The sequence below is a fragment of the Bacillus vallismortis genome (genome assembly GCF_040784915.1).
Classification (GTDB): Bacteria; Bacillota; Bacilli; order Bacillales; family Bacillaceae; genus Bacillus; species Bacillus subtilis_G.
Genome location: NZ_CP160797.1, coordinates 4,210,451 through 4,232,443, shown reverse-complemented (window position 1 = coordinate 4,232,443; position 21,993 = coordinate 4,210,451). Strand labels below are relative to the sequence as shown.

At 38.7% G+C, this 21,993-nt stretch carries 22 protein-coding genes and 7 pseudogenes; 8 read left to right on the top strand and 21 right to left on the bottom strand.

Annotation, left to right across the window (positions count from 1 at the left end; genetic code table 11):
* The first annotated feature begins 6 nt into the window (after positions 1-6).
* Both ABZM97_RS21205 and ABZM97_RS21200 read left to right on the top strand, forming a co-directional pair.
* Complete coding sequence (locus tag ABZM97_RS21205; RefSeq protein ID WP_087993758.1) at positions 7-387, top strand: VOC family protein; 381 nt, start codon at positions 7-9, stop codon at positions 385-387.
* Positions 388-402: 15 nt separating this feature from the next.
* On the top strand, positions 403-957 hold the full coding sequence (locus ABZM97_RS21200) for a sugar O-acetyltransferase (RefSeq protein WP_087993759.1): 555 nt from the start codon (positions 403-405) through the stop codon (positions 955-957).
* Positions 958-991: 34 nt separating this feature from the next.
* Here the strand turns inward: ABZM97_RS21200 and ABZM97_RS21195 are convergent, their stop codons facing one another.
* Positions 992-2,347 (bottom strand): MFS transporter, encoded by a 1,356-nt coding sequence (locus ABZM97_RS21195; RefSeq protein WP_253268761.1) that lies wholly within the window; start codon positions 2,345-2,347, stop codon positions 992-994.
* Between the two features lie 226 nt (positions 2,348-2,573).
* Here ABZM97_RS21195 and ABZM97_RS21190 point away from each other — a divergent pair, with 226 nt between their 5' ends.
* Positions 2,574-3,473 carry a CPBP family intramembrane glutamic endopeptidase gene (locus ABZM97_RS21190; RefSeq protein ID WP_087993768.1) on the top strand — a complete coding sequence of 300 codons (900 nt, stop codon included), beginning with the start codon at positions 2,574-2,576 and terminating at the stop codon, positions 3,471-3,473.
* Here ABZM97_RS21190 and ABZM97_RS21185 read toward each other — a convergent pair.
* Positions 3,470-5,539, bottom strand: coding sequence for a thioredoxin domain-containing protein (locus ABZM97_RS21185; RefSeq protein WP_202327747.1), 2,070 nt, complete (start codon positions 5,537-5,539; stop codon positions 3,470-3,472). The two genes, ABZM97_RS21190 and ABZM97_RS21185, sit on opposite strands and share 4 nt — an antisense overlap.
* Positions 5,540-5,986: 447 nt before the next feature.
* On the opposite strand from ABZM97_RS21185, the gene ABZM97_RS21180 reads away from it, so the two are divergent.
* Positions 5,987-6,568, top strand: a complete 582-nt coding sequence (locus ABZM97_RS21180) for a Crp/Fnr family transcriptional regulator (protein ID WP_242519869.1) — start codon at positions 5,987-5,989, stop codon at positions 6,566-6,568.
* A gap of 127 nt (positions 6,569-6,695) precedes the next feature.
* A complete protein-coding gene (locus tag ABZM97_RS21175) occupies positions 6,696-7,712 on the top strand; it encodes an NAD-dependent epimerase/dehydratase family protein (RefSeq protein WP_202327748.1) in 1,017 nt (338 codons plus the stop codon).
* Here the strand turns inward: ABZM97_RS21175 and ABZM97_RS21170 are convergent.
* From ABZM97_RS21170 to fabF, 9 genes and pseudogenes are all read right to left on the bottom strand, one after another.
* The gene (locus tag ABZM97_RS21170) at positions 7,707-7,994 is read right to left on the bottom strand and encodes a recombinase family protein (RefSeq protein WP_087993764.1); all 288 of its coding nucleotides are present in this window, start codon (positions 7,992-7,994) and stop codon (positions 7,707-7,709) included. The two genes, ABZM97_RS21175 and ABZM97_RS21170, sit on opposite strands and share 6 nt — an antisense overlap.
* A gap of 129 nt (positions 7,995-8,123) precedes the next feature.
* A pseudogene (locus tag ABZM97_RS21165) lies at positions 8,124-8,293 on the bottom strand (DUF255 domain-containing protein).
* A gap of 72 nt (positions 8,294-8,365) precedes the next feature.
* On the bottom strand, positions 8,366-9,283 hold the full coding sequence (locus tag ABZM97_RS21160) for a DMT family transporter (protein ID WP_367387117.1): 918 nt from the start codon (positions 9,281-9,283) through the stop codon (positions 8,366-8,368).
* Positions 9,280-9,693 carry a MerR family transcriptional regulator gene (locus ABZM97_RS21155; protein WP_087993766.1) on the bottom strand — a complete coding sequence of 138 codons (414 nt, stop codon included), beginning with the start codon at positions 9,691-9,693 and terminating at the stop codon, positions 9,280-9,282. Before ABZM97_RS21155 ends, ABZM97_RS21160 begins: the two co-directional genes overlap by 4 nt.
* Positions 9,694-9,932: 239 nt before the next feature.
* Positions 9,933-10,095: pseudogene (locus ABZM97_RS21150) on the bottom strand (DUF255 domain-containing protein).
* A gap of 282 nt (positions 10,096-10,377) precedes the next feature.
* Entirely contained in the window at positions 10,378-10,944 is a 567-nt protein-coding gene (locus tag ABZM97_RS21145; RefSeq protein ID WP_087993881.1) for a dihydrofolate reductase family protein, read from the bottom strand.
* Between the two features lie 159 nt (positions 10,945-11,103).
* Positions 11,104-11,460 carry an MmcQ/YjbR family DNA-binding protein gene (locus tag ABZM97_RS21140; protein WP_367387116.1) on the bottom strand — a complete coding sequence of 119 codons (357 nt, stop codon included), beginning with the start codon at positions 11,458-11,460 and terminating at the stop codon, positions 11,104-11,106.
* 95 nt (positions 11,461-11,555) lie between these two features.
* Positions 11,556-11,693 (bottom strand): annotated as a pseudogene (locus ABZM97_RS21135) (DUF255 domain-containing protein); the annotation flags it as partial.
* A 200-nt stretch (positions 11,694-11,893) separates the two neighbouring features.
* Positions 11,894-13,126 carry a beta-ketoacyl-ACP synthase II gene (gene fabF, locus ABZM97_RS21130; RefSeq protein ID WP_087993884.1) on the bottom strand — a complete coding sequence of 411 codons (1,233 nt, stop codon included), beginning with the start codon at positions 13,124-13,126 and terminating at the stop codon, positions 11,894-11,896.
* Between the two features lie 103 nt (positions 13,127-13,229).
* Between fabF and ABZM97_RS21125 the strand changes: the two genes are divergently transcribed.
* Entirely contained in the window at positions 13,230-14,066 is an 837-nt protein-coding gene (locus ABZM97_RS21125) for a helix-turn-helix transcriptional regulator (protein ID WP_087993885.1), read from the top strand.
* Positions 14,067-14,205: 139 nt separating this feature from the next.
* Here the strand turns inward: ABZM97_RS21125 and ABZM97_RS21120 are convergent.
* The 5 genes and pseudogenes from ABZM97_RS21120 to ABZM97_RS21100 form a co-directional block, all read right to left on the bottom strand.
* Positions 14,206-14,376 (bottom strand): annotated as a pseudogene (locus ABZM97_RS21120) (DUF255 domain-containing protein); the annotation flags it as partial.
* Between the two features lie 157 nt (positions 14,377-14,533).
* Positions 14,534-15,466 (bottom strand): class A beta-lactamase, encoded by a 933-nt coding sequence (bla, locus tag ABZM97_RS21115; protein WP_087993886.1) that lies wholly within the window; start codon positions 15,464-15,466, stop codon positions 14,534-14,536.
* A gap of 186 nt (positions 15,467-15,652) precedes the next feature.
* Positions 15,653-16,388, bottom strand: a pseudogene (locus ABZM97_RS21110) (SDR family NAD(P)-dependent oxidoreductase).
* 116 nt (positions 16,389-16,504) lie between these two features.
* Positions 16,505-17,113 carry a TetR/AcrR family transcriptional regulator gene (locus ABZM97_RS21105; protein ID WP_087993887.1) on the bottom strand — a complete coding sequence of 203 codons (609 nt, stop codon included), beginning with the start codon at positions 17,111-17,113 and terminating at the stop codon, positions 16,505-16,507.
* Between the two features lie 213 nt (positions 17,114-17,326).
* Positions 17,327-17,482, bottom strand: coding sequence for a DUF255 domain-containing protein (locus ABZM97_RS21100; RefSeq protein WP_301272152.1), 156 nt, complete (start codon positions 17,480-17,482; stop codon positions 17,327-17,329).
* Positions 17,483-17,743: 261 nt separating this feature from the next.
* Here ABZM97_RS21100 and ABZM97_RS21095 point away from each other — a divergent pair, with 261 nt between their 5' ends.
* The gene (locus ABZM97_RS21095; protein ID WP_367387115.1) at positions 17,744-19,042 is read left to right on the top strand and encodes a hemolysin family protein; all 1,299 of its coding nucleotides are present in this window, start codon (positions 17,744-17,746) and stop codon (positions 19,040-19,042) included.
* A gap of 280 nt (positions 19,043-19,322) precedes the next feature.
* Positions 19,323-19,748, top strand: a complete 426-nt coding sequence (locus ABZM97_RS21090; RefSeq protein WP_087993889.1) for a MaoC family dehydratase — start codon at positions 19,323-19,325, stop codon at positions 19,746-19,748.
* Positions 19,749-19,815: 67 nt separating this feature from the next.
* Here ABZM97_RS21090 and ABZM97_RS21085 read toward each other — a convergent pair.
* The 5 genes and pseudogenes from ABZM97_RS21085 to ABZM97_RS21065 all read right to left on the bottom strand — a co-directional run.
* A pseudogene (locus tag ABZM97_RS21085) lies at positions 19,816-20,119 on the bottom strand (MmcQ/YjbR family DNA-binding protein).
* Positions 20,120-20,236: 117 nt separating this feature from the next.
* Positions 20,237-20,671 (bottom strand): EVE domain-containing protein, encoded by a 435-nt coding sequence (locus ABZM97_RS21080; protein ID WP_087993894.1) that lies wholly within the window; start codon positions 20,669-20,671, stop codon positions 20,237-20,239.
* 10 nt (positions 20,672-20,681) lie between these two features.
* Positions 20,682-21,074 (bottom strand): rhodanese-like domain-containing protein, encoded by a 393-nt coding sequence (locus ABZM97_RS21075; RefSeq protein WP_087993891.1) that lies wholly within the window; start codon positions 21,072-21,074, stop codon positions 20,682-20,684.
* A gap of 20 nt (positions 21,075-21,094) precedes the next feature.
* Entirely contained in the window at positions 21,095-21,514 is a 420-nt protein-coding gene (locus ABZM97_RS21070) for a MarR family winged helix-turn-helix transcriptional regulator (protein ID WP_087993892.1), read from the bottom strand.
* Positions 21,515-21,656: 142 nt separating this feature from the next.
* A pseudogene (locus tag ABZM97_RS21065) lies at positions 21,657-21,785 on the bottom strand (DUF255 domain-containing protein); the annotation flags it as partial.
* Positions 21,786-21,993 lie beyond the last annotated feature (208 nt).

Below are 21,993 nucleotides of genomic sequence, written 5' to 3'. Positions count from 1 at the left end.
GAAGAAATGCGGATTGAACATACAGCGATCTGGGTCAATGATTTAGAGCGAATGAAATCCTTTTATGAAACGTATTTTAATGGCAAAGCGAATGATTTGTATCATAATGAGAAAAAGGATTTTAAGTCTTATTTTATGACATTTGATTCCGGAGCAAGGCTGGAAATCATGAAAAAAGGAAATGTGACTGATCCGCCTTCACAAACAATGACAGGCTGGGCGCACATTGCTTTTTCCGTTGGAAGCCGGAAGAAGGTTGATGAACTGACCGATCAATTGAAGAAGGATGGTTTTGCCGTAGTAAACGGCCCGAGGACAACAGGAGACAGCTACTATGAAAGTGTGATTGAAGATGATGAAGGAAATTTGATTGAGATTATAATCTGACATGGAGTGACTTGAATGCTGAGGACAGAAAAAGAAAAAATGGCAGCCGGAGAACTATATAATCCGGAAGATCAACAACTACTACTTGAACGCAAACGTGCGAGACAGCTGAGTAGACAATATAACGAAACACCAGAAGATGATGCAGTGCGGACGGAGCTTTTGAAGGAGCTGCTCGGCTCGCTTGGTGATCAAGTCACGATTTTGCCGACATTTCGCTGTGATTATGGCTATCACATTCATATTGGAGATCATACATTTGTTAATTTTGACTGTGTTATTTTAGATGTGTGTGAGGTGCGTATCGGACGTCACTGTTTGATTGCGCCAGGGGTACATATCTATACGGCTGGTCATCCGCTTGATCCGATTGAAAGAAAGTCCGGCCAGGAGTTCGGTAAGCCTGTGACCATTGGAGATCATGTTTGGATCGGAGGCCGGACGGTAATTAACCCGGGAGTGACGATTGGTGATAACGCGGTGATCGCATCGGGGGCTGTTGTGACTAAGGATGTACCTGCTAATACTGTTGTAGGCGGAAACCCCGCGAGGATGTTGAAGGAATTGTAATGAGATCAGTGCGGCAGGTCCGCACTGACTTTTTTCAAATCTGTTTCGCATTCGTTTTAGGACCGAAGCAGATTAACAGTAAGGAGCATGCGAGCCAGCAGCCGCCGATAAATAAAAAGACGCTGACATAGCCGAGCTGAACGGCGATAAATCCGACGAGCAATGAGCCGAAAATGTTTGAAAAGCGGCCGAGGCCATAGGCTAAACCGCTGCCAGACGAGCGATATTCAGTCGGATAAGGTTCGGACGTATAGGCGTATAAGTTCGAGGTGAAAACCCGTTCCGTGATATTCACGATAAAACCAAACACAATGATCATGATCGGAATAAAAGTCATGCCATATAAGAGGCCGGCGATGGCTGTCAAAAAGGCGCTGGCGGCTAAAATCCATTTTCTTTGAAATGTTTCAGAAATCAACGAACCGAGCAGTGCGCCAAGCGGAGCGCCGACGGAGTGCAGTACGTTATACCACAATGTATTTTCCATGGAGATGCCGTTGCTTTTTAAGAGGCTTGGAACCCATGACGCAAATCCGTAAAACCCAAACGTTTCAAAAATCCATACAGCAGATAAAACGATGGTGATTTTGAGGTTTCTTCCTTTCAATAGCCCTGCGTAACCGGCATGCTGCTGAACGGCACTGTTTGCTTTAGGCTGAGCCGGTGCCGGAAGCTGGCCTTTCTCTTGTTCAACCTGCGCCTCAATTCGATTGAGGATCGCATCAGCTTTCGCATATTCACCGCGATTTTCATGCCAGCGAGGTGACTCTTCCAGACGGCGGATGAAGAAAAAATAAATAAGGCCGACGGCACCCCATACAAATACAAGCCTCCATCCCCATGAACCGAGCGGAATGACAAAGGCAGACACAATATTGGTGATCGGGACGCCGACCAATCCAATCATGGCGCAGAAAGAAATATATTTCCCGCGGACACTGGAAGGAAAAAATTCCGCCAAATAGCTATTGGTAATCACCATGGCTGCTGCGACACCAAATCCGGTGAGAAAACGGAATGTCATTAAAGACGGGATATCCCATGCCAAGGCATTGCATAGCGATGCGATGGAGAAAACAAACACAAATAGATGTAAGGCTTTTTTGCGGCCGATTCGATCGGACAGCCTTCCCCCCAGCGATGCGCCTAAAAACATGCCTAAAAATGAAGCTGCCGTTATATTGGCAATGGTTGAAAGCGGGATGCCCCAATGCTCGATCAGTGCCGGTGCTACATTGCTGAGGGTAAATAAATCTGCAAGGTCAAAAAAATAAACAATGCCGAGAGCGGTTAATACTTGGAAGTGAACGCGAGAAATCGGAAGGCGGTCTAAACGATTCGCTGCGTTGGAGAAAGGATGTGTGTTCTTCTGTTTGAAGATCGTATTCATAAAAAACCCCCTTTTGATTAGTAAGAAAAAACTGAAAATTCCCCTCTTGGAATTATTATAAGTATCTTGATTCATTGGCGACAGAGTTCAAATCACTAGATGAAAGAACTAAATTCGCACTCTTTATTTTCATTTTGCTTAAAAGATTTCCAAAACAGTAGATTTGAAGACCAATTTATGCAATTATATAGGAATATTCTCATTGAAAGGAAGAGACATAGAAGGAATGAATTCATTTATCCGTCCATTAGAAGGAAACAATACATTATGGAGATATTTTTTCGCCTTTTTGGTGATCGTAGGTTTATATGTATTCGGGAATATTGCTTACCTTTTCGCTATACTGTTTACGGTTATTGTGAATCCAGATATCACGTTTGATTTGGATGAAGCTGTGCTGAGTGATCCACTGGTCGATCTTTATTTGGCTCATGTCATTTATTTATTTGCGATTCCGGGAGTATGGCTGGCTGTGCGCTTTATTCTGAAACGGCCGTTTCGATCGGTCATTACGCCAAACGCTAAGATCAATTGGCGGAGAATTTCCTTTGGCTTTATTGCTTATTTCTTGCTGATGATCGCCGTACAATTGATTGACTTTGCGATTCATCCTGACAGCTATTCAATGCAAGATGTTGATCCTTCACGGTTTATCTGGCTGGTGGCGGCGGCTCTCATTTTGGTTCCGTTTCAAACGTCAGCTGAGGAACTGTTTTTCAGAGGATTTTTGCTTCAAGCTTTCGGGAGAGTGACGAGAAATCCTCTTATCTTGACATTGATTGTCGGAGGCTTGTTTGGCGTACTGCATTTTGCGAATCCAGAAATGAACAATGGCGCTGTCTGGGCAGGAATTGAGTATTTAACTTTTGGTTTTGTGTGGACCTATTACACGATTAAAACAGGCAGTATTGAAATATCACTTGGCGCCCATGCCGCGAATAATATGTTTTTGTGTATGTTTATCACAGAAAAAAACAGTGTGTATGGGGGAATTCCTTCGTTATTTACGGTTACGCGGGGAAACCCGATGTGGGAGGCTTTATTTACGATAGCGGTCAATCTTGTTTTTGCGGGAATCGCGTTATGGTACCATAAGAAATCACAAAGTAAGCAGCAAGGGTCTTAATCCCTGCTGCTTATTAATGTTTGGATGGCTTCTTCGATATTTGTTGTCGGCTGCTGGCAGGCGAAGTTTTCGCAAATATACACGGTTGTTTTGCTGTCTATGATGCGGTAGTCTGCTGCGAATGGTGCTATGTCTTTGCATTGATCAGGATGTTCTGCCACCAGAATGGAGTCGTTTGGCTTAAAGGCTTTTTGAAGCGCGGTTATCAATTGTTTTCTGTCTGGATCGTCTGCGCTGCCAAAAATAACGATTTCTTTTTTAGGCGTCACATGCTTTAACACACTTTGCATAAAGAAAGCATGGCCGCTCGGATACGCGTCGATATCCGGCTTGAACACAGAAAACATCGTTTCCGCTTTTTCAATCAATGATAAGTCGCCTGTGGCCTGTCCGAGGCGCAGCAGCTGAACGGCTGCCACGCTGTTTCCGGAAGGCACGGCGCCGTCATATACTTCTTTTTCTCGGACGATTAAGGCTTCTGCATCGTGTCCGGTGAAGTAGAACCCGCCATGCTCCTCATCCCAAAATAAGCCGATCATATCGTCTGTCAGTTTCTTCGCTTTTTCTAAATAAGAAAGATCAAACGAGGCTTCATAGAGATCCAGATAAGCCCATAGGAGAAAAGCGTAATCGTCGATGAAGCCTTTGTTTTTCACTTCGCCGTCTCGATACCGAACCATTACACGGCCGTCAATGATTAATTGGTTTTCAATAAATGTGATGGCGTCTTCCGCTAATCTGAGATATTTTGGTTCTTGGAATACCTTTGCCGCTTTGGCAAGGCCCGCGATCATCAGCGCGTTCCAAGAGGTCAGCACCTTATCATCGACATGCGGATATGTTCTATCTTCGCGTGTCTTCAAGAGCTGTCGTCTTGCGTCCTCAAGCTTGAGGCTGAGCTCTTCCTCGGTTAAACCGAATTCAACCTTGATTTGTTCCCGCTTTGTGTGAATGAGGTTCGGAATATTTTTGCTTTCAAAATTCCCTTTTTCAGTGATATCATACACTCGGCCATACAGCGTTCCGAGATCGTCTCCGAGCGTTTTCAGAATCTCTTCCTTTGACCACACGTAGTACTTTCCTTCTTCTCCTTCTGTGTCCGCGTCTAAAGCGGAGAAAAAGCTTCCGTCTTCATGAGTCATTTCCCGCTGAATGAAGGTGATGATTTGTTCGCAAATCTCTTGATACCGGCTGTTTTGCGTAACTTGATAAGCTTCTGTATAAGCCGTCAGCAGCAACGCATTATCATATAGCATTTTTTCAAAATGGGGAACGAGCCATTCGTCATCGGTCGAGTAGCGGGCAAATCCATAGCCGATATGATCGTAAATGCCGCCATTCGCCATGCTGTCCAGCGTTTTCGTCACGTTGTATAAAGCATTTTCCTGCCCCGTATTGTGATGATAACGAAGCAAATACATCAGCATATGGGGCATCGGAAATTTCGGCGCCTGCCCGAAACCCCCGTAGATCGTATCAAACCCGTTGGCAAGCTGCTGGAATGTCCGGTGAATCGCTGACTCGCTAAGGGCTTCACCTGATTTTGCAGCTGTTTTGTTCTGCAAATGTTTAGCGGCGTTCTCCGCAATATCCTCGACATGTTCGCGATCGTTCGCAAATGTCTCAGACAGATGCTCAAGCACATCAACAAAACCGGGACGATTGAATTTGCTCGTCTTTGGAAAATATGTACCCGCGTAAAACGGCTTCTGGTCAGGCGTGATAAACACATTCAACGGCCAGCCGCCCTGCCCGGTCATCAGCTGACAGATTCTCATATAAACAGAATCCACATCCGGACGCTCTTCCCGGTCCACTTTAATCGCCACAAACCGTTCATTGAGGAGACGCGCAATTTCCTCGTCCTCGAAGCTTTCGTGAGCCATCACATGGCACCAATGACAAGTCGAATAACCGATGCTGACAAGTACCGGCTTGTTTTCGTGTTTTGCTTTTTCGAAGGCTTCTTCTCCCCAAGGGAACCAGTCCACAGGGTTGTGGGCGTGTTGGAGTAAATATGGAGACTTCTCAGCGATTAATTTATTGGGTTTACTTTTGTTTGGCATGGGATCACCTTCTTTCAACTTGTTTTTCATTCTTACTGTATCACAAGTATAAAATTAAATACTTTAAATATTTCCCCTTTCAAACGTGAAGGTGTTTTTTATTTGTCTCATATTATGGGTCAGTCCCGTCAATTAAAGTTCTTTTTTGTGCCGATAATATATCTTTAGTTAAAAGGGTAGCTCCCCATCAAGCTAATATTTTGAAGTACCCCCAAAACGAAATTTTTATCTCTTGATAGTGATTTATATAAATTAAATTTTTTTTTTCGTTTTGGGTAACAGTCAATTTCTTAAGTTGATGGATGTGTGTTGCTACCCCAATAAGTGCTAATCGTTGATTGTATTGAATTTTAAGTGAATCTATTATATTGCTTGACATGGTTAAATGCTATAATAGTGAAATTGTGGATAAAGGATATGCCTTATATGTTTAGAGAGGTGATAATTATGCTTAATAAGCCGAGTGATTATATCGAAGCTGGTTTGAAGCTGGAATTGGAAGAAGATTTAAAATACTTATTCAATTCAACAGCTGATATAAAGATGGTACCAAAGGGTACAATTGTTTTAAGTCAGGGGCAAAGAGTTTCTTCACTGTATTATATTCATAAAGGAATTATGAGAGGATATTATATAGATGCTTCAGGGAATGATGTGACAAAATGTTTTGCAGCTGAAACGGAATTTGCCTGTGCAGAGGGTTTATTAAGAGTTGAAGAAGCTAGATTTAGTGTAGAAAGCCTGCAAGACAGCATTTGCGTAGTTATTCCGTATAATTCCATATACCTAGGTATGAAGAAAACTAATCAAATGAAGGTTATATTCACTAATTATATTCAGAAGATTCTTGTTGATACGCTAAATCGAGAACAGGCGTTACTTATGAAAGATGCACTGGAAAGGTACATGGAGTTTAAAAGAGAGTATTCTTCTTTAGAAAATAGGATAAATCAATCATATATTGCTTCTTATATTGGAATTAGAGCAAGCTCACTTAGTAGAATTAAGAGAAGTATGAAAATAGAATAAACGTTTTTAGGAAACATCAAATAAAAGTATTTGGTGTTTTTTTATTGCAATTTACATATGTCAATTACAACAGGCTATTATCGCATTATGATGACTGGTGTAATCACTGATTTAGGAGGATTTATTTATGAAAAAAATTTCCTTGGTAACAGGTGCAAATGGTCATTTGGGTAACAACTTGGTAAGGGAATTATTAAAAAGAGGAGAAACTGTTAGAGCAGGTGTACGAGATTTAAATGACAAAGAACCATTTGTAGACCTTGATTGTGAGATCGTCTACGCCGATTTGAGGGATAAAGACTCACTTCATAAAGCACTTGATGGAGTGAATACCTTATATCAAGTAGCTGCTGTATTTAAACATTGGGCACAAGATCCTGAAAAAGAGATCATTATTCCTAATGTTGAGGCAACTCAAAATATAATGGAGGCTGCTAAAGAAGCAAATGTAAGAAAAATAGTATATGTAAGCTCCGTAGCAGCATTGTCATTGGACAAGACAAACTTAAAGGGTAAAATTGATGAAACTACATGGCTTGAAAACAGTCATGGAAATGCATACTTTGATTCAAAAGCACGAGCTGAAAGAACAGCTTGGGAGCTGGCAGAAAAATATGATTTGGATATGGTTAGCGTTCTTCCTGGTGCAATGATTGGTGGAGAGTTTTTAAAGAAAACTCCAACCATACTGGCCTTCGAAAGTATTCTTTTAGGAAAGATGAAAGTTAACTATATAAGTGAAATGACGCCAATAGATGTAACTGATGTTGTGAAAGGTATGATTGCTGCAGCGGAAAAAGGTGTAAGAGGTACAAGATATATCTTGGCTAATGAAGAGCCTGTAACTTCAGATGATATCATTAAAATTGCAAAAAAATTTATTCCTAATCTTGAGATACCACAAAAATATACTAAAGAACAGTTGTTACATTTAGCTGATAAACTTGAATTTGAAGCAAAGGAAAAGAATACTCAGCCATCACTACTTAGAAGTCAGGTAGAATTATATTATGGTGGAATAAATAGACACTATGACCTTACTACATCAAGACAGGATTTGAATTTTAAGCCTAAGTTGGGTGAAGTAGCATTAGAAGAGTATTTTAAACGGTTTTTTGCTAGCCTAAGAAAAAAATCCTTATAATGAATCGGCTAATAGATGTTTTTGCCTTCCGGCTTTATTTTCGTTACAAGCATCATCTTGTCGTAAAAGGTTCATGAATTTAGGTGTCTCTGCATCATCCCTTGTAACCCGTGCTAAGTTAACTGACAAAACAGCGTCAAATATGCCATCTGTGAGTTTGTTAATCATCCTTTGGTATTCAGGTCGCATTTCATCCATTGAACTCTCAGCTTCTTGGAATATTTCATACTGCCAATTATTTTTATGAGCAATATCAAGAAGTCTTTTTCGATGTTTTACCAATGCTTCTTCTGTTTCTTCGCCCTCTTTATTTCGTGACTTTCTTAGTTACGCTTGATTTTGTATTATAACTCCAACAGCTCATCACCCTTTATGGTTTCCTGAATGTAATATACTTCTAGAATATCGTAATTATAGGTGTGTAGCTATACGGACTTGCCACCAATGGTAAGTCGAATAACCGATGCTGACCAGAACCGGCTTGTTTTCGCGTTTTGCTTTTTCGAAGGCCTCTTCCCCCATGGGAACCAGTCTACAGGGTTGTGTGCGTGTTGGAGTAAATATGGAGACTTCTCAGCGATTCATCTATTGGGTTTACTTTTATTTGGCATGGGATCACTTAACACATTTTCTCAAAAATAATCCCTGCTTCTTTATACAGCTGACTGTTCTCTAGTATTGTACTTAGGAAAACGTATTACCCCTGAAGCAGTTAAAACGCCTAATATAACTAACACGGCTCCAATAACTTGAAATACCTTTATCGGTGTGCCAACGGCAAATGAAATAATCATCGTTACAACGGGAACAAGGTTGAAAAATAAAGAAGTTTTACCTGCCCCAATCTCCTTAATCCCCTGATTCCACCATAGGTAACCCAAAACGCTTGTAAAGAAAGCCATAAAGGCAATTGCCCCCCAAACTCCAATCGGGATGTTCGATAAAGAAACAGGTTTGGATGTAAATAGGGAAACTACTATTAAACTAACAGCACCGATAACCATCGTATAAGTGGTTGTAGATAGCGGAGTACCATCTTTTACAAACCGCCGTCCAAGTACACCATAAAGTGCCCAACAAACGTTACCTGTAAAGATTATTAAATCTCCCCCTGAAATTGATAAGGTTTTAATGATTTCGATAGAACCTTGTGTAATGACTAACAATACACCGATGAATGCAAAGAATATGCCGAGCACTTGTTTTTTTGTCATTTTGTCCTTTAAGATCATTCGAGCGAAAATTGCTGTTAATAAAGGATTCAGCCCCATTATTAATGCTCCGTTAACGGGAGATGTATATTTCAAACCAATAAAAAACAAGGCATTAAATCCAAATATTCCTATAATTCCAAGAACAATGTATGAAACGGCGTTTTTCCGTAATTGACTCTTGTTTATACCTTCAGTAAAAATCAAAATGATGAGCATCAGTGCAGCAGCTAAACCGAAACGCCATGCCGCAGAGAACGATGGAGAAAAATATCCAACCGTATATTTTGCAAGATTAAAAGTAGCTCCTGTAAAAATAGAGAAGCCAATTAACATCAGGTATATATTTAAATGTTTCATTTGTTTTCCACTTCCTCTTTCAAAATTGAATAATATGTATCCAGTTTTCCTTTTGTAGTAGAAATTACTTCTTCCAGCTCCTTTTTTTTAATTTCCATTTTCTCTAAGTGCTTGGTTAAAATCTCAATACGTTTATTTATAGATGGGGAGAGCTGTGCTGATTTAACATCCGAATTGATTTTTTCCAAAATGCAGCCGTCTTTGACAAACTCATTAATATCCTCTAAAGACATACCTGTTTCCTTTAAACTTTTAAGGAATGTCATGAACTGAATATCAGTCTCTGTATAAAAACGCCTTCCACTGTTTTTTCGTTTTGGTGGTGGAAGTAACCCAATCTTTTCGTAATATCTTAATGTATACGAGCTAATACTAGTCTTCTCAGCAGCTTTACTAATGGAATACAACAAACATCATTCCTCTCTTTTGATTAAAGTTAGTTTACAACTTAGAGTTAACTCTAAGTCAAGCAAATAAAAAAACCTGCTACCGCATGGTTACGGATTACAGGTTTTAGAAAATGAATAACATAAAAGGTAAACTGTATTATTTGAACAAATGGTATTAGCGTTTAAAAATGGCATCTTTTGAGTTCCACACGAGTTGATTATCCCAGGTCACCAATGCATGTTCTTTAGATTAGCCATCGTTAGCTATACCCAATAGATACGAGAACAGGCTTGTTTTCGCGTTTCGCTTTTTCATATGCTTCTTCTCCCTAAGGGAACCAGTCCACAGGGTTATGAGCAGGTTGAAGTAAAATAAGTAGACTTCTCAGCGATTAATCTATTGGGTTTATTGTTAGTGGGCATGGGATCCTCTTCTTTCGTTTTTTTATAAATACAAAACTTAGCTGATTTACTTAAAAGAGGGAGAATAAAATATACTATAATGTTTAATTATGTTAATTCGTCCTTTTCAGTCTTCTTTTCTTTTATTACAGGAAAAGATATTTTGGGCTCTGTTAAAATTCGATGTTGATAATTCCATAGTATTAAGGGGAACCCATAATTTATGGACTCCCCTTTAGTTCAATAAGAAAAATAACTGTCGAGTGTTACCTTACTATGTATATTTTGGAGGGAAAGATTTTTTTAGTCATTCCAATGATAAACGATTTGCACAACGCCAGAGGAAAATGTTCTTGTATTCACCATTTTTAAATTTATCCTCTGTTTTACATCAATAAACAACGGTTTTCCTTCTCCCAAAACAACAGGGTGAATAGATAATCTAAATTCATCAACAAGCCCCAAATTTATAAAAGTTGTAATGAGACTCGCTCCACCATATAGCCAAATGTCTTTGCCAGGCTTTTTCTTCAATTTATTTACTTCCTCAAGAATATTATCATTTATAAATATGGCTTGATTATCAATCTCATTTTGTGTTCTGGAAAAAACATATTTCTTTTTACTATGAACCAATTCCCAAATTTCCCTTTCTGTATCAGGGTATTCATTTTTTGGAATATATTTCCCCCATAAATCGTAGCTTTTTCTACCATATAAAATAGTATCAATTTGATTTAAGAAATCAGTAAACCCCATATCAGGGTCCATAATGCACCAATCAACTTCTCCATTTTTCCCTTCAATAAAACCATCTAAAGTAACTGCTAAATCTAAAATTATTCTTCTCTGTTTTAAGTTATTTGTCATAACTATTCATCCTTTTCCATAAGAAGTTGGTAGAAATTCTTCTCCCACTCTCGCACCAGATGGACTAAGTTGCGTTTGTGGACAGAGTGAAGAGCAATATCCTAAAATGAAAGTGCCCACTACTCTTTGCAGCTTGATTAGCAGGAACACTCTATATCTTCACTTGGTTAAATGAAAGCTCTGCTCGATTAAGTTATAGATTTCGCCTTCTGGATCTGTCCGTTCTAAAACAATTGAAATCCAATGTTCCTTATCCATATGATATCCGGGTAAGATATTTCCCCCATTTCTTAAGCTATCACTTATGTCAGGGGGACATTTTAGATTCAGAATATCTATTTCGTCATATCCTTCCAAGCCTAATTTTTCTGGGAGAACATTCATGATAAGACCGTACCATTTTTTGTTTGATTCATGTCTCAAAGAAGCATAGTTTGGGTATTTCTCCCACGGATAATCAGGCGATGTACCGTATTTTTCTTTGACGTGTTTAAAGATATCTTCTCTTGTTAACATACTCAATTACTCCTTTATTCACTCTAATTTCTTCTTGGAAATATCAAAGAGCCATCCTTGTTTGTCCTTTGGATGCTTCAATAGAGATGTCACCAATGGCAAGTCGAATAGCCGATGCTGACCAGAACCGGCTTGTTTTCGCGTTTCGCTTTTTCGAAGGCTTCCTCTCCCCAAGGGAACCAATTCACAGGGTTATGAGCATGTTGAAGTAAATATGGAGATTTCTCAGCGATTAATCTATTGGGTTTATTATTAGTGGGCGTGGGATCACCTTCTTTCTAAATGTTTTTTTAGTATTCTATTTCCACTATTTAATATACCAGATAGCTGAGGCCCGTCATAATTTGTCTGTGAGGTATTCCATAATGAAAATCAAGGGCTATAAACCCTTGATAGATTCATTATTTCACCTTTGAACTATAAAGATGGGTCTTCAATCGTAATGCTTTAACAAGATTGCTGAATTATGTCCTCCAAAACCAAAAGAATTTGATAGCCCATATTTCAATGGAAGGTGTCTCGCTTCTGATACAACATCTAAGTTGCAATCTGGATCTTGCTTCTCTACATTAATAGTGGGCGGAATAATTCCTCGTCTCAAACTTTCCACTAAAGCAATTGCTTCTACTCCGCCAGCAGCACCAAGCATGTGCCCAGTCATTGACTTGTTTGCAGTTGTTGGAATTTCACGTGAATGTTCACCAAATAATTTCTTAATAGCTAGAACTTCTGAACGATCACCTACTTGTGTACTTGTTGCATGAGCACTAATAACATCAATTTCACCTGTTGATATATTTGCACTTCTCAATGCTTTTTTCATTGCTAAGTAGGCACCCTTACCTTCTGGGTGTGATGCTACCATATGATGAGCATCTGAACTAGCTCCGTACCCCACTACTTCACATAATATCGGCGCATCTCTAAGAATAGCGTTTTCTAATGATTCTAATACTAAGATACCTGCGCCTTCACTCATAACAAAGCCATCTCTATCTGTATCGAATGGACGGCTGGCTCGACTTGGCTCTTGGTTTCTTGTAGATAGTGCATGGGCGTTTCCAAAACTAGCCAAAGATAACTGTGTGATTGCAGCTTCCGCTCCACCGGCAAATATAATATCTGCTTCATCATTTCGGATAGCATTGAAAGCTTCACCAATAGAGGTGTTCCCGATTGAACAGGCTGTGACTGGTGATAATGATGGTCCTTGTGCTCCTAATCTTATGCTTATTTGGGCCGCAGCTGCATTTGAAATCATCATTGGTACAAGGCTAGGGCTTACTCTCGCGGGACTTCGTTTATTTAATACATTCACATTATCAACAAGCGATTGTATGCCTCCGATTCCTGAACCAACATATACCCCTAAACGTTCAAGATCAATATTATCTAACTGTAATTGTGAATTTTCTAATGCTTGTTCGGCTGCTGCTAAGGCAAACTGACTAAAACGATCTAATCGTTTTGCTTCTTTTCTCCCCAATATTTCATCTGCATCGAAATCACGAACGATTCCAGCTATCTTTGTTTTATAATCAGCAGTATCAAAAGAATCAATTAGAGATATTCCCGATTGTCCTTTAACTAGTTGATTCCAAAAGCTATTTACATCATTTCCTAGTGGAGAAATAACTCCCATTCCAGTAATGACAACTCTTTTCATGATAATTCCCTCCTTGTTTTTATTAACATTAGCTATTGTGTTATCCTATTACAAGTTGTTGTTTATCCTAGTATAATTAATACTATTTTAAAGGGAGATCTTAATGAAACCTGAAACAAGACTTCAAGCTTTATCAGAATTTCTAAAGAACCAACGTTCGAAAATTACTCCCCAAATGGTTGGTTTACCTGTAGGAACCCGCAGAAGAACACCAGGACTAAGAAGAGAAGAAGTGGCTCAACTAGCCGGTGTAAGTCTTACTTGGTATACATGGTTAGAACAAGGCAGAGATATAAAAGTATCTACTTCGGTATTAGATGCTATTTCTCGAGCATTACAATTAAATAACGATGAAAGGAGATATTTGTATGCTCTAGCGTTAGAGGAAGGAGTGAAACAACCCTTTATAAATGAGAATGAGAGGGGAATCAGTCCCGCTTTAGCAAAAATTTTGCAGGAACTTCGTTATTGCCCAACGATTATATCAGATAGAAGAAGTCAGATTGTTGGGTGGAATCAAGCAGCAGCTAATGTATTTTTGGATTTTGAACAAATCATCCCGGCAGAAAGGAATATAATACGCTTACTATTCGCAAGAAAAGAATTTAAAAGTTTAGCAGTGAATTGGGAGCATTTTGTTAGAGGATATATTGCAATATTTAGAACATATTATGGACAGTATGTGGCTGATGACTGGTATGAGCAATTTATACAAGAAATGGAACAGGCGTATCCCGAGTTTCATAAAATTTGGAATGAAAATGAGATAAGCTCTGCTCCTGAAGTATTAATTGAGTTTCGTCATGCTAAGGTAGGTAAAATGTTGTTTAATCTTACTTCATTACAAGTGCATGGGGATACTGATTTAAGATGCAGCGTCTATACTCCAGTTGAGGATACTGAAACTGAGCTTAAGTTAAAACGTTTAATTGAAGGCTAGCTATCGTTTGGAGAGTAGTAATACTTCCTTTATTTTGTTTAGACTGTAAATAAAAAAACAACTAGTATATAGTTCCTATTCGTTTTTGTATTTGGATGAAGTTGTTGTGTGCATCTAATATAAAAAAGATCCTATGGCACCAATGACAAGTCGAATAACCGATACTGACTAGAACCGGCTTGTTTTCGCGTTTTGCTTTTTCGAAGGCTTCTTGACCCCACGGGAACCAGTCCACAGGGTTGTGGGCGTGTTGGAGTAAATATGGAGACTTCTCATCGATTAATCTATTGGGTTTACTTTTGTTTGGCATGGGATCACCTTCTTTCAAAATGTTTTTTAAAAGTATTCTCTTTCTTCTATTTAATATACCAGATACTTAAGATCTGTAATCATGTTTTCATGATGCATATAGGAATTAATGTATTAAAAAAGGCCATTAACGCAGCCTTTTTTAGTACACTTATTTTCTATTTGTTATTGACATTAAGGGTCTTAATTACTACTTTTGTTGCCTCAGCGATAAGCTTGTCGTTATAATCGGCATCTTTTTTATCGCGGCTTGAAAGTACGGCAAGAACAATAGGATCTTCTTTTGGCGGCCAAATAATCGCAATGTCATTTCGCGTACCATATGATCCTGCTCCAGTCTTATCAGCAACTTCCCAACCTTTTGGCACTCCAGCACGGATTAATGTATCTCCAGTCGTATTTCTCTTCATCCAATCTATTAAAAGTTCACGTTTCTCAGTTGGGAGTGCATCTCCCAGTGTAAAAGCTTGAAGACTAGTAGCAAGTGCTTTTGGTGTACTCGTATCATGAGTTTCACCTGGATTTACTTCATTTAAATCTGGCTCAAATCGCTCTGGGTTGGTAACGTGATCACCAATTTTATCCAGTGCTTTTTTAAATCCAGCCGGTCCCCCCAGTTGTGTAAGGATGAGATTTGCAGCAGTATTGTCACTGTATCGAAGAGAAGCATCGGAAAGCTCCTTCAGGGTCATCCCTGTATCAACATGCTTTTCTGTAATCGGATTATAATTGACAAGATCCTCACGTGTATAGGTGACTTTTTGATTCAGGTCTTCTATTGACTTCTGTTGTAAAAGTGCTCCTACAGCTAGAGCCTTATGAGTTGATGCATAAGCAAAACGCTCATCTGGATGGTAGGTTACTGTTTGATTTGTACCAGTATCCAACGCAAAGACACCAAGTTTAGCATCATATTCTTCTTCAAGCTTGGCAAAATCATGATTGCTGGAGGTTTCTTGTTTTTGGGGTTTCGTTAATTCAGCATCAACGTCATTGTTTGAACAGCCTACAAGCGTTGCGTATGAAAGAAATAGTACAGGTATCATTTTTCTGAATGTGGAAGTGCGAAAAATGTTGCTCAATGATTTCATTAAAGCTCAACCTCTTTCTTCAAAATATATTTTGTTCCATATAAAAATGCACCCCTAAGATACATACATACATAGATTACTCGGAGATTTTATTTATGTCTATCTTAAGGGGGGGCACATCAAGTAATCCAAAGGGATTTTTTAAAAAATAAGATTCATTATGAGAAGTTATATATAGATTTAATATTAACCAGCAGACGTTCCTCCATCGATTGTCAAAGTAGTCCCCGTTACATAAGAGGCTTCGTCAGAGAGAAGCCAGGCGATGCCTTTGGAAATCACTTTCGGTGTACCGACCCGTTTGCTTGGGCTCATCTCAGAGTAACTATTAAGCAGGGCTTCATCATTTTCCATTGTCTCTGTTCGTGTCGGTCCCGGAGCTACGGTATTGATACGAATGTCTTGGTTTGCATAGTCAAGCGCCGCTGATTTGCTCAGCCCTTCAACCGCATATTTTGAAGCGACATATGCGCTATTTGCCGCGAACACCTTAATGCCGGCTACTGAAGATGTATTTACGATCGATCCGCCTCCATTCTTTAACATTTGTTGGATTTCATGTTTCATGCTCAAATAAACACCCAATACGTTCGTTTGCATTGTATTTGAAAATAATTCCTTATCTGAATTGGCCAAAGGCGCTTGCTCCAGAACAACTCCTGCATTGTTGACGGCCAAATCCAGACGTCCATAACGGCTTACAATAACCTCAATAGCTTGGCTAATGCTTTCTTCATTAGTGACATCCATTTGGATGAAGAAAGCTTCTCCGCCAGCAGCGCGAATGTCACGTACCTTGCTCGCCGAATTGCTCGCGTCTGCCTCCGACAAACACTTTAGCGCCTCTTTCAGCCAATTCTTTGGCTACTGCTTTCCCAATACCACTAGTAGCTCCTGTAACAAGTGCGATTTTATTTCTCATGATAGTTACCCTCCATTATAATTGTAGTGAACGTTCATTCTAATATTTGAGTATAAAAAGTTGATCTGCCCCAGAGCGGGGCAGATCAACTTTTTATATGCGGATGTTTACAGCACTTACTTTCCAGCCAACAAGTTGAATCCCTTGTCCGTACTTACAGAGTTCCAGCAAGAGCAAATCGCCATTTTGATGACTTCAGGCGAAAGGTCAAGGTTGCCTTGGAGATGGTCTCTCATTAGGTAGACGATAGTCCCCCAGTGCATTTGCGCCATAAGCCATGGGTTTCCTGGTATAAACAGCTGTTCTTGAATGGCTTCTGCATATATCTGAGACAAGGGAGTACACCAAGCGTTCTTGCAGGTCTCTTTTTTGGATGAATCGTAAATATAAGGGGAGAAAGAATATTGTTCTATGAACTGAAATGCATCTGGGTAATCAAGGGTGAATTGAGTCAAATTTCTCCATATTCTCTCGAAACGTTCGAGGATCGAGGAGTTATTATAGAAGTCCTTTAGTACAATTTCAGTTTGAAACTCGACAATACTTGTAAACAGTTCGTTAACAATGTCTTCTTTTCCCGAGAAGCTGTTGTAAATGCTTCCCATCGAAACACCCGATTCACTGGAGATCATGGCCATTGATGTAGCCTGCAAGTCATTTGTTCTAAGGAGTCTAAGTGTTGTCTCAAGAACAGCTTTCTTGGATTTCTTATATTTTTCGAACATGGAATTCCTCCGCTATAAGTAAATTATGCAATTTTAGAATGAACGTTCACTCTAAGGTGAATTCATTTTTTTACTATTGTCAATATGGGGTCCTAACTTGAAATTTCACAGCACCCCCAGAACGAAATATTAGACCTTCTTGTAACAAGGAAGCTCATTTTTTCGTTTTGGGGATGAACTGTTTTTTTGGCTGATGGCGATGAAAAAAAGCCTTTATAAAAGGTCTTCGTTAACTATATTATTGAAGGTTATGTTATGCCACCATTGGCAAGTCGAATAACCGATACTGACCAGAACCGGCTTGTTTTCGCGTTTTGCTTTTTCGAAGGCTGCTTCTCCCCAAGGGATGGGATCACCTTCTTTCTTCATTTTTGGATTTTGATAAATGTATTCACAAAAATAACTTATCACAATCAGATAAAAAAATTCTCATACAGGTTATTTTTAAATAATCATTATTAATTTTAGGTTCGGATGAACTTACAATATGATATAGGAGATATATGTTTAAACGAAATGGAGATAAAACATTTTTGTTCGGTTATTGTATGTTTAAATTATCAATACTAAGGAATATGTAAGGGAGATCTTTATACAGGAGGTGTTCGCCTTACTTGGTAAGGCAAGCGATTGACAACCCTTAATCTTATTATCTTTGCCATTTTAATTGTGTTAACTGCATTTTTTGTTGCAACTGAATTTGCGATTGTCAAGATTAGAACTTCGAAAATAGACCAACTCATATTAGAGGGTAAAAAAGGCGCTGTATCAGCAAAAAAAGTTGTGACTCATTTGGACGAGTATTTGTCAGCCTGTCAGCTGGGAATCACTGTGACAGCGTTAGGAATTGGCTGGGTTGGAGAGTCGACTTTTGAAGTGATTCTGCACCCCTTATTTGTTTATTTTCATGTAAGTGAACCCGTCTCACATGTATTGATTTTAGTTATTGCTTTTGTCATGGCGACTTTTTTGCATGTGGTCGTTGGTGAACTTGCCCCCAAAACACTTGCGATTCAAAAAGCTGAAGCGATCACTCTTTTAACAGCAAAGCCTATTATCTGGTTTTATCGCATTTTGTATCCTTTTATCTGGTTTTTAAATGGTTCAGCCCGGTTTATCGTCGGACTCTTCGGGTTAAAACCTGCGTCAGAACATGAGCTTGCCCACTCTGAAGAGGAACTGCGCATTTTATTGTCTGAAAGCTATAAGAGCGGTGAAATCAATAAGAACGAGTTAAAGTATGTCAATAACATTTTTGAATTTGATGAAAGAATCGCTAAAGAAATCATGATTCCAAGAAGAGAAATACTAGCGATTTCTATCGATGATTCTTATGAATCTGTTGTTAAGACTATTAAGACAGAGAGCTATACAAGGTATCCGATTTTAAATGGAGATAAAGATACGATTATTGGTTTTATCAATGCCAAGGCGTTCTTGTCAGTTTATATTGATACAGATCAGAAAACAAAGGATCATTTCAAGTTAGAAAATCATATCAACCCTGTTATCCATGTGATTGAATCGGTTCCTATTCATGACTTATTAGTGAAAATGCAAAGAGAGCGAACTCATATCGCTATTCTTGTGGATGAATATGGCGGTACTTCAGGCTTGGTCACTGTTGAAGATATTCTTGAAGAAATAGTAGGCGACATCAGAGATGAATTTGATGAACATGAAGTGCCTGACATTCGAAAAATAAATGATGATCATTACATTTTAGATTCAAAAGTGCTTATTGAGGATGTAAATAAACTATTGGAAACCGCGTTAGAGAGTGTAGATGTCGATACAATAGGCGGCTGGTTTATGACTCAAAATATTGATGCCAAACTTGGCTCTGAAATAGAAGCCGAAGGATATGTGTTTAAAGTGCACAAAATAGACGGCCGGCATATTCATTATGTAGAGGTAAAACCGAAATGACGATGATTTTTTTGTAAGTGAGGCACTTACAGCCTGTGATGACTTAGCAATTCATCCAGGCTTTTTATATGAAATAAAAGACAAGCCGGATAACCAGAACCGGCTGGTTTTCACATTTCCCTTTTAAGTAGGCAGTTCGCACGATTGTGGGCGTGGTGAAACAGGCACAATGACTTCTCGGCGATTAACTCCAAAGAGTATTCTTCTCGGCAAGGTTACTGATTATGTTAAAATGCTACGTAGGTTATTTTATGAAGATTAGATACAAGGAGGTGCCCCTATGAAGTTAGATGAATTTTCTATTGGACAGGTTTTTCAAACTAAACCATTTGAATTAACAAAAGAGAATGTAATGAATTTTGCAGAAGAATATGACCCGCAATACATGCATGTAAATGAAGAGAAAGCAAAAATGGGCAGGTTTAACGGAATCATTGCATCTGGAATACAAACGTTAGCCATCACTTTTAAGCTCTGGATTGAAGAAGGGTGTCATGAGGACGATATTATTGCTGGAACAGGAATGAATCATATAAAATTCCTAGCACCCGTATACCCGAATGATAAGCTGAACACTATCGTTAAGGTTATTGATAAAAAACCAAATAAAAGTCAAACGGGAATACTTACTGTATTGTTATCTACCTATAATCAAAAAGAGGAAAAAGTGTTTGAAGGTGAGTTATCCGTATTAATGAAACGGTAAAAGATTTTGATAAATTACAAACAGGAACTTATTATAGGTTCCTGCTGATCATCATGGTGAATAAACATTAAGGCTTCTTTGGCTTTGTCAATTCGAAACTATGTTGCACCATATCATCAAGAGCCTCTTGTGAGAGGTTGCCATCTAAGATCACTGTATTCCAATGGTCTTTATTCATATGATACCCGGGCTTTACCTCTTTAAAAATACTACGCAGGAAATTGGCTCGCTCAGGTTCGCACTTAAGGTTAACGCATAAATGGCCATCAAGATGAAAGATAAGCGCAAACCATTTTTTATTCCCGTTGTGACGCATCACCGTCCGCCCTTCACCAAGGATAGTAGTAATTGATCATTTCCTCGTGATTCATAACTCTCCACCTCTATTTTTAGAAATAACCAATGATTCATCGTCATGATATCACAATGTAATGAATGGTTAGGTGATATTGTGAATATAAAGAAAGCTTAAAGGAGATCAAAGTCAACTAATCTCCTTTAACATCAACCATTTTTTGTGCAATTAGCTTAAAATCCTTTTCACTGATCTCAAAATGCCCAAACCGAAATGAGTAGCCCCAACGCTTCTCGTCTTTTATGAAAGAAAGATATGGGATTAATGGGCGAATGGGTATTTCTGTGCAATGAATGAAATGTATATGTCTTCGAAAAGGCTGAAAATCATTTGCCATATTAAATTGAAAAATATGACGATCTACTACTTTGCCTAAAGCAGTAAATTTTTGATATGGCGTACCTTCCTTAATATTGACCTTTGGAGAATAATAAATGATCCAATCACCTTTATTCATCTTTTTTAAGGGTGCCTCTTTGCCATGACAAAGTTGTGCAAATCCGCCTTGAATTGCTTTCATTACGTGATCTCGGGAAGCCACTCCCACCCAGTATCTTTTATGTTGCACAGGCACAGAGTCAGCATCCACAATCATCAGGTATGTGATTGTCTTGATTTGTATTTGTGACAGGGAAGTTCATTTCTTTCCATGCTGCAATCCCTCCCGTCAGCTCTTTCACTTTATATCCATGTTCTAATAAAAACTTTGCAACTTTTGCAGCGGTATTGCACCAGACATCCCAGCAATAAACAATGATTTCTTTTTCTTTTGGTATTTCGTTTAAACGAGATTGCAGTTCTTGTTCAGGAATAATGTGAGCATCTTTAATTGTTACATTCCTTACATGAATTGGACCGTTTCGAACATCGATTAAGACGTATTTCTCGGGATTCATTTGCTTAGCTTTCAAAAAATCCATAGGGCTGATCGTTGCTTCGAGACGTGCATTAAAATAATCGAGAGCTTGCATATTGTAAAACCTCCTGTTTTTTAAAGGGATCTCCAAATTTTAATAAGGAAATCTTTAAGTAATTGTCTTTCTTGTTGATTTAACGGAGCTAATACCTCTAATTCCGTATTAACTAAAAACTCCCAACGTGAATCCAATACATCGTTGCCTTTTTCAGTAATCTTAAGGCTATAGGATCTTCTGTCATTAGGATTTTTTGTTCTCTCAACAAATCCTAAAGTCTCGAGATGATCGATATGACTCACCATTGTAGTCCGATCGATTTGCAGATTTTCAGAAATATCTTTTTGTGATGAATAAGGGTTTCCTTTGATAAATAAAAGAACTCCGTATTGTCTTGCGTTAATCTCATACGGTCTAAGCCCTTCAGCAAATGTATTTTCCATTCGCTGGAGAACTTTTCCGAGTAGAAAACCATAGGATTGATTCCATTTTTCCAATTATTTCACCTCCAACAATATCAGTTTAACATATAATCAGCATAACTGATTATTTTTCGAGAAACAAGGTTTAAGTTTTATTTTTGATAAAGTGTATCTAACATGATCGGTGCTTCATAAAGCATTTTTTCAAGCGGCTATCTTAACGGCTATGGCACCAATGGCAAGTTGAATAGCTGACGCTGACCAGAACCGACTTGTTTTGGCGTTTCGCTTTTTCGAAGGCCTCTTCTTTTCTCAGAGGTAAGAGTCTACGGGGGTGTGGGCGTACGTATGGAGATTTCTAAGTGATTAATCTATTGGGTTTACTTTTATTTGGCATGGGATCACCTCCTCTCTTTGTATCTTTAACTTAAATCTTAGTTTAGAGAGGCGAGAAAGTTATTTTAATAGAATAATAAATGATGAATTAAAGATATCTAAGTGTTATTATGTTTAGATAGTACTTTTTGTTTAAAAATATAAAAGTCAATTTTGTA